The following is a 9,204-nucleotide window of genomic DNA, read 5'->3' on the forward strand; positions in this document are numbered from 1 at the left end:
TGTTTGTTTTCTTTTTTTTTAAAAAAAATTAATAAAAAAGATTGACTTTATTAAAAAATATTGTTAAAATCTTAAACGGTTGAAAATTAAAAGTTATTTTAAATTAATTAATTCATTTTGAGAAGAAATTAATTTAAAAATATCCTATTAATATTTCTTGTTAATAAAACTTATTTTTACTATTTTATTTCGCACTATTTTTTAAGATTTAAATTATGCAAATATGGCCCGTTGGAGAAACGGTTAACTCACATGCCTTTCACGCATGCATTCACGGGTTCGAATCCCGTACGGGTCACCAATTTTAAAAAAAACACTTAAAAAAGCAACTCATAGCTCAATAATTGATATAGGCACTCATAGCTCAATTGGATAGAGCATCTGACTACGGATCAGAAGGTTAGGGGTTCGAGTCCTCTTGAGTGTGCCATTTTAATTTTAAATATACAATTTTGAAGCGGGAAGTAGCTTAGCTTGGTAGAGCGCCTGGTTTGGGACCAGGAGGTCGCGGGTTCAAATCCTGTCTTCCCGACCATTAAAACAAAGGCGAATGTCGTATAATGGCTATTACCCTAGCCTTCCAAGCTAGAGATGTGGGTTCGATTCCCATCATTCGCTCCACATCGATTTATTCCAATAAAAACAAAAAAATAAAATTAATTATTTTTTGATGTTTTTAAGAAATTATTGTCTTTTGTATTAATATTATTTTTTTGTTTTTATTTGATTTTTTTTACAAAGCAAGTTGACATTTTAACAGCAATGTATTATAATTAATAAGTACATTTAATCATTTTTCGCAATTTTAAAATTTGGATAAAAAAATTTTAAAATATAAAATTTTTCTAGGAGCAATATTATTATTCATGAATAACACAAACGTAGAACAAAAAAAAGAATTAAAATTAAACAATAAAACTATTAGCGTTAACGATCAAATGGTGACAAGAAAATGGTATATAGTAGACGCTGAAGGAAAAACTTTAGGACGTTTAGCAACTAAAGTAGCTTCTGTTTTAAAAGGCAAAGGTAAAACTCATTATACTCCTCATATGGATAATGGCGATTATGTAGCAGTTATCAATGCTTCTAAAATCCATTTAACAGGTAAAAAATGGGAACAAAAAACCTATTACAGACATTCAGGTTATCCAGGTGGTTTAACTAAAGTAATGGTTTCTGATATGTTGAAAAAAACTCCTACTTTAATCATTGAGAAAGCTGTTTTCGGCATGTTACCGCATACTAAACTTGGACGCCAAATGCGTAAAAAATTATTTGTTTATGCTAACGAATCGCATAGGCACGAATCACAAAAACCTAAAGCGTTAGAGGTATAATGAAAATGAAGAAAAATCAATATTTTGGAACAGGCAGACGTAAAAGTTCTGTAGCGAGAGTTATTTTAACTTCTGGCACAGGACAAATTAAAATTAATAAAAGAGATTTTGCTAATTATGTCCCTTCTCAAGAAACTCGTTTAGAAACGTTAAAACCCTTAAATTTAACTAATACTTTAGAAAAATATGATGTGGTTGCGAATGTTCACGGCGGCGGAATAACTTCCCAAAGTGGAGCGATCCGTTTAGGCATTGCTAGATCTTTATTAGAAGTCGAACCTAATTTAAGAGTTATTTTAAAAAAAGCTAGTTTATTGACTAGAGATTCACGTTGTGTTGAGCGTAAAAAATACGGTTTAAAAAAAGCTCGTCGTGCGCCTCAATTTTCCAAACGTTAATTTATTTCTTAATAATATTTTTACAAGCATGAGGAGCCTTTTAAAAAAGGCTCTTTTTTAATTTTAAAAAACTTTATTAAAATAATTTATTATATAATGAGTTTATTAGAAGGAGAAAGTAGATGCAAAAAATAAGAGTGCGTTACGCCCCAAGTCCGACCGGTTTTTTACATATCGGTAACGCCAGAACTGCTTTATTTAACTATTTATTCTCTACGCGTTATCAAGGTGAATTAATTATTAGAATTGAAGATACTGATTTAGCGAGAAACGTCGCTGAAAGTGAAAAAAAACAATTAGAACAGTTAAATTGGTTAGGTATCAAATGGAACGAAGGGCCTGATATCGGAGGTCCTTTAGGGCCTTATAGACAATCCGAAAGATTAACGTTTTATCAAAAGTATACCCAAATATTGTTAGATAAAAAATTGGCTTACAAAGAATATCAAAATGATAATTCTAAATATGTAGTACGTTTTAAAGTTCCTGCTGAAACCAAATATGAGTTTAAAGATTTAATTCGAGGTTCTTTATCTTTCGATAGCAAAGAAATTGAAGACTGGATCATTATGAAAGAAAATGGTTATCCGACTTATAATTATGCTGTAGTGATAGATGACCATTTAATGGCGATTTCTCATATTTTCCGCGGCGAAGAACATATTACCAATACTCCGAAACAAATGATGATTTATCAAGCATTTGGGTGGGAAATACCTACTTTTGCCCATATTTCTTTAATTTTAAACGAACAGAAAAAGAAACTCAGTAAAAGAGATAAGAATGTAATTCAATTTATTGAAAAATACATGTCTTTAGGTTATGTTCCAGAAGCTTTATTTAATTTCTTGTTTCTCTTAGGTTTCGCCCCTAAAAGCAATAAAACTATTTTTTCTTTAGAAGAAATGGTGTCTTTATTTGATAAAACACGCTTTATTAAAGCGCCCGCTATTTTTGATGTACTCAAATTATCCTTCATTAATAGCCAATATTTGAAAAAAATGACTCTTGTGGATTTAGTTTCTCGAACAGCCGTTTTTTTTAACCAAGCCAAGATTGTTATTTCTCAGGAGAAATTAACCAAAATAGTGTCTTTATTTCAAAGTAGAATTAGTTATCTAGCAGAAATAGTACACTTATACCAAAGATTTTTTGTAGAACCGAAAGAAGTTAAAGAAGAATTTTTAATCTTTATTAAAGAAAATAAAGGTTTTAACTTGGTGCAAATTATATATAATATATTATATAAGTTAGAAAATTTTGATTCTGTTAACATCAAAGACAGTATCGCTAGCTTAGAACAACAATCCCCTTTAAAAGGTAAACATTTATTTATTTTAATTCGTATAGCATCTACTTTACAAATGAATGGCCCACATTTACCTATTTATTTAGAATTATTAGGGAAAGAAACTGTTTTAAAAAATATCCAAACTATTTTAAGCCTCTTATCTGAAAAGAATTGATTTATTAAGTTAAAAAATTATCTGATAAAAAAAACAATCATTAATTAACAAATATCTTATTTTAAAAAGTAAAAGGAATATCATGTTGAAAATTTATAATTCATTAACCCAAAAAAAAGAAAATTTTACCCTTTTAAATGAAAATGAAGTTAATATTTATGTTTGTGGTCCAACTGTTTATGATCACCTTCATATCGGCAATATTAAACCTTTAATTTTTTTTGATATGATGAAAAGATATTTCACTTTATTAGATTTTAATGTTAAATTAGTCGTTAATATTACGGATGTAGATGATAAAATAATTCAAACCGCTTTAGCTAACGACGCCACAGAAGCCCAAATTTCTAAACATTATATTCAAGCTTTTTTTACTTTATTAAAAAAACTAGATATTGATACTATTGATAAATTTCCTTTGGTAACCAATTATATCAAGTCTATTATCATTTTTATCCAAGATTTAATTCAAAAAGGCTATGCTTATCTAACTAACAAAGGCGTTTATTTTCGTGTTAATTTAATTGATAATTACGGTAGTTTAAGTAAACAAGATTTAACTAAATTGAAAAAAAATACTCGTAAAGAGTTAGATCCTCAAAAAGAAAATGTTGAAGATTTTATTTTATGGAAAAAAACCGACACAGGTGTTCAATACGAAAGTCCTTGGTGCTTAGGCCGACCTGGTTGGCATACCGAATGTGTTGTCATGATTAAAGATATTTTTAAAACTACTATTGATATTCACGGCGGTGGCAATGATTTGAAATTTCCTCATCATGAAAATGAACAAGCTCAGTTTTTAGCTAGTCAAACAAAACCTTTAACTAATTTTTTCGTTCATATAGGACGGGTGGATTACCAAAAACAAAAAATGAGTAAATCCTTAAATAACGTTGTTTTAGCGAAAGATGTGTTAAAAGATTTTGAAGCTAACGTGATTAAATTCTTTTTTTTATCACATCATTACTTACAACCTATTAATTTTAGTTATGAATTGCTTTTACCTATACAAACTAAATATCATAAAATAGTTTATACTTTAAATAAAAACAATTTTCAATTAAAAATGAATCATACAAAGACTTCTAGTAAAAAATTAGCTTATTTACAACAATTTCATCAGTTGATGCAAAATGATTTTGATACTCCTAATGTGGTCACACTCATAGATCAAATTATCAAAGAATTGAATAAAACTTATGTTTTAACCGAAATGTCCGAATTACAAAACACTTTATTATATTTGTTTCAACATTTAGGTATTTCTTTACCTTTAAAAAATATTACTCCCCAAGATGTAACTCTTTATCAAAAATGGCTTCAAGCGAGACAAAACAAAGATTTTAAACAAGCAGACCTTTTAAGAAAACTTTTAGAAGAAAAAAGTTTTATTTGAAAAAAACATCTTTTTTCCAAAAACATGATAAAGTCGATATCAAAAACGGTAGGTTATGATTATGAATAAAAAAACTGATAACAAATTTTTTAACCTGACAGGGCTTCCGCAAGCAGAAGCAGAAAAACAACTACAAGAAAGAAAAAAAAATCTTAAAAAAGATAAGAATAGTAAAAGTGTGAAAGATATTATTGTTTCTAATGTTTTCACTTTGTTGAATTTATTAGTTTTAATCCTGTTTATTATTATTATTTCGATTAAAAGATATGATCAATTATTGTTTTTATTAGTTAATTGTTTAAATTTATCTTTAGGTATTGTCCAAGAAATTAAGGCTAAAAGAGTTTTAGATAAGATTTCTTTGTTAATGTCTAATGATACTTATGTAGTGCGCGATAGTGTTTTAAAGTCAGCTTCTATGAATGAAGTAGTAGTTAAAGACCTTTTATTTTTAGAATTAGGGGCTCAGATTGTAGCAGATGCTAAAATCGTTGAAGGCGCTTTAGAAGTAAACGAATCTTTTTTAACAGGAGAATCTAAATCTGTTTTCAAAAGTAAAGGCGATTTTTTATATTCCGGTAGTTATGTTGTTTCTGGACGTGCTTGTGCGGAAATTACGGCTGTGGGCAATGAGATGTATATTTCTAAATTAACCCATGAAGCAAAAAAATATAAAAACATCAAAACCCCTTTAATGCAAAATTTCGCTAATTTAGTCATGGTGATAATGATTTTATTAATCCCTACTACTTTTATTTTTTATTTTTCTTACGAATCTCACATTCGCGCTGAATCAGAATTCCTTTTAGGTTTAAGTGGTTTTATGATAGGAATGATGCCTTCAGGTTTATTCTTATTGACTAGCCTGTCTTTAGCGGTTGGTTTCGTTAATTTAGCGAAAAAGAACGCTTATATGAAAGATTTATTCGGGATTGAGGTGTTAACCCAAGTAGATATTTTATGTTTAGATAAAACTGGTACTATTACTGATGGAACTATGGAAGTCAAAGAAGTTTATTCTTATCCGGAAGCTAAAAACGTTTCTGAAGATTTAATGATTAGTATTATTAGCTCTTTTCCGGATGATAACCCAACGCAAAAAGCTCTACATTATGAATTTGTAAATAATGAGGACTCTCCTAAAGGGAATCATAAAATCAAAAAGATTGAGTTTTTCTCTAGTTTAAGAAAATATAGCGCCGTAGAATTTGAGCAAGAAGGCACTTTTCTTTTAGGAGCTCCGGAAATTATTTTCAAAAAAAAGTTTGCTACAATCGAAAAAGATGTCGAAAAACACGCTAAAATGGGTTATAGAGTGTTATTATTAGCTCAAACTAATGAAAGTATAGAAAAAATTGATCATAATACTGAATATCAAGCCGTTTCCTTAATTATGTTAGAAGATAAAATTAAAGCAGATGCTTTTGATACTGTGACTTATTTTAAAAATTTAGGCATTCAAATGAAAATCATTTCTGGTGATAATCCTTCTACTATTTCTTATATCGCCCAAAGAATAGGCATTATTGAAAGTAAAAAACAAGCTATAAATTTAGCTGGTCTAAGCGAAAAAGAAATAATTAAAATAGCTCATAAATACGATGTTTTTGGGCGAGCAACGCCAGAACAAAAACAAATTTTAATTAAAACTTTGAAACAAGATAATAAAAAAGTCGCGATGATTGGCGATGGTGTTAATGATATTTTAGCTTTTAAAGAGTCAGATATGTCGATTGCTATGGCTTCTGGTAGCCCAGCAGCTCAAAATGTAGCTAATTTAGTTTTAATTGATTCTAACTTTAGTTCTTTACCGCAAGTTGTTTCTGAAGGTAGAAGAGTAATTAATAATTTAGAAAAAAACTCAGTTTTATTTTTAGTAAAATCTATTTTATCTTTTTTATTAGCAGTCATTACTATTTTCCACAATTATTACTCTTCAATGGATGGTATAATTTTTCCTTTTGATCCTTTAAAATGGAATTTAATTGATATCTTTTTCATCGGAACCCCGTCTTTCTTTTTATCTTTAGAACCTAACGATAAACCTTTGAATAAAAATTTTTTAAGCAACATTTTAAAAAACGCTTTTTTCTTCGCTTCTTTAATTGCTTTTAATTATATTTACTTATTGCATTTGAAATGGGACGATCAGACGAATAGGCATGATAATGTTTCAGTCTTGTTAATGTTAATCACTTCCTTTAATTTCTGTTTCTTGTTTTTTAAGAACTGTCTTCCTTTTAATAAATGGAAAACATTATTATTTCACGTTATGGTTTTAGGTTTTTTACTCTTTGGATATTGGACTTTCTTCAGAAAAAGAGAATTCAAACAAGCATTGTTCAATATTACTGATAAAATATATGAGCATTTAACAGCTTTTATATTTTTAGCTATTATCAATATTATTTTGGTTTTAGGCATGATATTTATTAAACAATTAACTGCTTTTAAACAGAAATTGTTTAATAAATAATGCTTATCAACGTAATTTCAAGGAAAGAATTAAAACCATGATTATTTATGGAAAAAATATCATCAAAGAAGCTATTAACGCTAAACGACCCATTTATAAGATATACATTGATGCAAAAATGACTGACAAAGCGTTTTTAAACCATTTAAAAAACCATAATCTGACATATGAGATGTTAAATAAACACCAATTAAACGAAAAAGCGCAAAGCATTCAACACCAAGGAGTTGTTGCTGAAGTCCAAGATTATACTTATAAAAATTTAGTTGATTATTTATCGACCGATAAAAAACAAAAATTTTTAATTTTAGACGAAATACATGATCCTCACAATTTAGGAGCCATTTTAAGAAGCGTGGAAGCTGCTAATTTTGACGGCGTTATTATAGGTAAAAAACACCAAGTTCTTTTAAACGGAACAGTGGCTAAAACCTCTAGTGGAGCTTTAGAATACGTTAATATTTTTTTAGTTAATAATTTACACCACACTATTTTACAATTGCAAAAATACGCTATTAAGGTAATTGGAACCGATATGAAAGCAGAATTGGTGTTTAAAGAAATTCCTCAAAACGAATCTTTTGCTATTATTTTGGGTAATGAAGGCATCGGGGTTAGACTCTTATTGAAGAAAAATTGCGACTACTTAGTACGGATTCCTATGAGTGGAAAAATCAATTCTTTAAACGTTAGTGTAGCTGCGGCTGTGATTATGTTCGGTTTACAAATGAAATAAAATAATATATTTCGTTAATTTTCAAAAAATATGTTAAAATAAAGAGGATATATTTTGATTTACTTAAATTTATTTTTTATCTTTTGAAAAAAGAAGGATTCTGAAAAATGACTAAAAAAAATATTTTAATATGTGTTGTATGTTTAAATCGTAATTATCATACTGATGCTCATAATAGAAGTAATCGTTTGACTTTGAAGAAATATTGTCCTCACTGTAAACAACACGTTTTACATGAAGAATCTAGATAAATCAAATATTAAATTAGAGGAGTTTTTATGTCGTATAAAAATAAAGAAGAAAAACACGCAAATCCTTTGTTTAAAATAATCAAACAAGAATACAGTTTGATCAATGTTTTTTTGATCGTTGTGACTATGGTATTTATGGGCTTTTTTGGCGATTTTATGAAACAAGATCAAGAAAAATCATTATATAAAGTCTTATTTGGTACTGCTCTAGCGATTTTCTTATTAAGTGTTGTTTTCTTGATGAGAAAAACTATGAAAGGCATGAAAGCGGTTAGCTTACCGACAAGTACGCAAATTTTTTTCCAAATTATACAGGTTTTAATTTTTATCTTGATTTTAGTAACAATGAATACAATCTTTGAAACGCTTTATAAAGACTATATTTCTAAATATAGTGGGTATTTTCAAAATAAATAAGATTATAATATTTAATAGAAAATAAATTATATTAATTTAGGGTGTTTGAATATGATAGATACAAAAGAAAAAGAAATAGATAAAGTTGTTAATAATAAAACGCAAGAAAAGCAACACAGCAAAAAAAACAACGATAATGAAGCTAAATGGTATATCATTCAAACTTATTCAGGTTATGAAAATTCTGTTAAAGAAGATTTATTAAGAATTGCTGATAGCGGCGTTGGTATTTCTAGTTTAATTTTAGACGCTATTTGTCCGAAAGAGACTTATTATAAAACTAAAACCGACGGCACTAAGCAAATAAGAGAGAAAAAAATCTATTCTGGTTATGTGTTTGTTAAAATGGTTGTGACTGATCATTCTTGGTTTGTGGTAAGAAACATTCCGAAAGTAACTGGTTTTTTAGGTTCTATTAGAGGAGGCGGTTCTAAACCCGTTCCTTTGAGCGATAATGAAATAAGACCTATTTTATTAAAAATGGGGATCATCACTAGGCCTAATTATGATTATTTAATTAGTAAACAGGTAGAAATCACTAACGGTTCTTTTGCTGGTCAAACTGGTAAAGTATCTTTTGTAGATCATAATCAAGATAAAATTATTGTTGAAATTGATTTATTCGGAAGAGCTACTCCTATCGAAATTTCTTTTGATTCTTTTAAAGAAATCCTTTAATGACTGTTTTTTGAATTAGTGTCTTTGTTAATGATGTAAATAT

At 28.4% G+C, this 9,204-nt stretch carries 9 protein-coding genes and 4 tRNA genes; all 13 read left to right on the forward strand.

What is annotated here, in order from left to right; genetic code table 11:
• Positions 1 to 225: 225 nt before the first annotated feature.
• Positions 226 to 301 (forward strand) — tRNA-Glu (locus RI76_RS00895).
• 52 nt (positions 302 to 353) lie between these two features.
• Positions 354 to 430 (forward strand) — tRNA-Arg (locus RI76_RS00900).
• A 28-nt stretch (positions 431 to 458) separates the two neighbouring features.
• Positions 459 to 535 (forward strand) — tRNA-Pro (locus tag RI76_RS00905).
• Positions 536 to 546: 11 nt separating this feature from the next.
• Positions 547 to 621 (forward strand) — tRNA-Gly (locus RI76_RS00910).
• A gap of 245 nt (positions 622 to 866) precedes the next feature.
• Entirely contained in the window at positions 867 to 1,340 is a 474-nt protein-coding gene (gene rplM, locus RI76_RS00915) for a 50S ribosomal protein L13 (RefSeq protein WP_017192250.1), read from the forward strand.
• Between the two features lie 5 nt (positions 1,341 to 1,345).
• Positions 1,346 to 1,738 (forward strand): 30S ribosomal protein S9, encoded by a 393-nt coding sequence (rpsI, locus tag RI76_RS00920; protein WP_017192251.1) that lies wholly within the window; start codon positions 1,346 to 1,348, stop codon positions 1,736 to 1,738.
• Positions 1,739 to 1,860: 122 nt separating this feature from the next.
• Complete coding sequence (gene gltX / locus RI76_RS00925; protein ID WP_017192252.1) at positions 1,861 to 3,204, forward strand: glutamate--tRNA ligase; 1,344 nt, start codon at positions 1,861 to 1,863, stop codon at positions 3,202 to 3,204.
• A gap of 82 nt (positions 3,205 to 3,286) precedes the next feature.
• Positions 3,287 to 4,603 (forward strand): cysteine--tRNA ligase, encoded by a 1,317-nt coding sequence (gene cysS / locus RI76_RS00930; protein ID WP_017192253.1) that lies wholly within the window; start codon positions 3,287 to 3,289, stop codon positions 4,601 to 4,603.
• 61 nt (positions 4,604 to 4,664) lie between these two features.
• A complete protein-coding gene (locus RI76_RS00935; RefSeq protein ID WP_017192254.1) occupies positions 4,665 to 7,079 on the forward strand; it encodes an HAD-IC family P-type ATPase in 2,415 nt (804 codons plus the stop codon).
• 37 nt (positions 7,080 to 7,116) lie between these two features.
• Positions 7,117 to 7,815, forward strand: a complete 699-nt coding sequence (gene rlmB / locus RI76_RS00940) for a 23S rRNA (guanosine(2251)-2'-O)-methyltransferase RlmB (RefSeq protein ID WP_017192255.1) — start codon at positions 7,117 to 7,119, stop codon at positions 7,813 to 7,815.
• Between the two features lie 107 nt (positions 7,816 to 7,922).
• The gene (rpmG, locus tag RI76_RS00945; RefSeq protein WP_017192256.1) at positions 7,923 to 8,066 is read left to right on the forward strand and encodes a 50S ribosomal protein L33; all 144 of its coding nucleotides are present in this window, start codon (positions 7,923 to 7,925) and stop codon (positions 8,064 to 8,066) included.
• Between the two features lie 27 nt (positions 8,067 to 8,093).
• Positions 8,094 to 8,483: a hypothetical protein gene (locus RI76_RS00950; protein ID WP_017192257.1), complete on the forward strand. Its 390-nt coding sequence runs from the start codon at positions 8,094 to 8,096 to the stop codon at positions 8,481 to 8,483.
• 51 nt (positions 8,484 to 8,534) lie between these two features.
• Positions 8,535 to 9,161 carry a transcription termination/antitermination protein NusG gene (gene nusG / locus RI76_RS00955; RefSeq protein WP_017192258.1) on the forward strand — a complete coding sequence of 209 codons (627 nt, stop codon included), beginning with the start codon at positions 8,535 to 8,537 and terminating at the stop codon, positions 9,159 to 9,161.
• The last annotated feature ends 43 nt before the right edge of the window (positions 9,162 to 9,204 follow it).

Source organism: Milkweed yellows phytoplasma str. MW1, assembly GCF_000309485.1.
GTDB lineage: Bacteria > Bacillota_I > Bacilli_A > Acholeplasmatales > Acholeplasmataceae > Phytoplasma.

Coding starts and splice junctions, on each gene's coding strand:
- rplM (WP_017192250.1), top strand. CDS start 867: ATGAATAACACAAACGTAGAACAAAAAAAAGAATTAAAATTAAACAAT.
- rpsI (WP_017192251.1), top strand. CDS start 1,346: ATGAAGAAAAATCAATATTTTGGAACAGGCAGACGTAAAAGTTCTGTA.
- gltX (WP_017192252.1), top strand. CDS start 1,861: ATGCAAAAAATAAGAGTGCGTTACGCCCCAAGTCCGACCGGTTTTTTA.
- cysS (WP_017192253.1), top strand. CDS start 3,287: ATGTTGAAAATTTATAATTCATTAACCCAAAAAAAAGAAAATTTTACC.
- RI76_RS00935 (WP_017192254.1), top strand. CDS start 4,665: ATGAATAAAAAAACTGATAACAAATTTTTTAACCTGACAGGGCTTCCG.
- rlmB (WP_017192255.1), top strand. CDS start 7,117: ATGATTATTTATGGAAAAAATATCATCAAAGAAGCTATTAACGCTAAA.
- rpmG (WP_017192256.1), top strand. CDS start 7,923: ATGACTAAAAAAAATATTTTAATATGTGTTGTATGTTTAAATCGTAAT.
- RI76_RS00950 (WP_017192257.1), top strand. CDS start 8,094: ATGTCGTATAAAAATAAAGAAGAAAAACACGCAAATCCTTTGTTTAAA.
- nusG (WP_017192258.1), top strand. CDS start 8,535: ATGATAGATACAAAAGAAAAAGAAATAGATAAAGTTGTTAATAATAAA.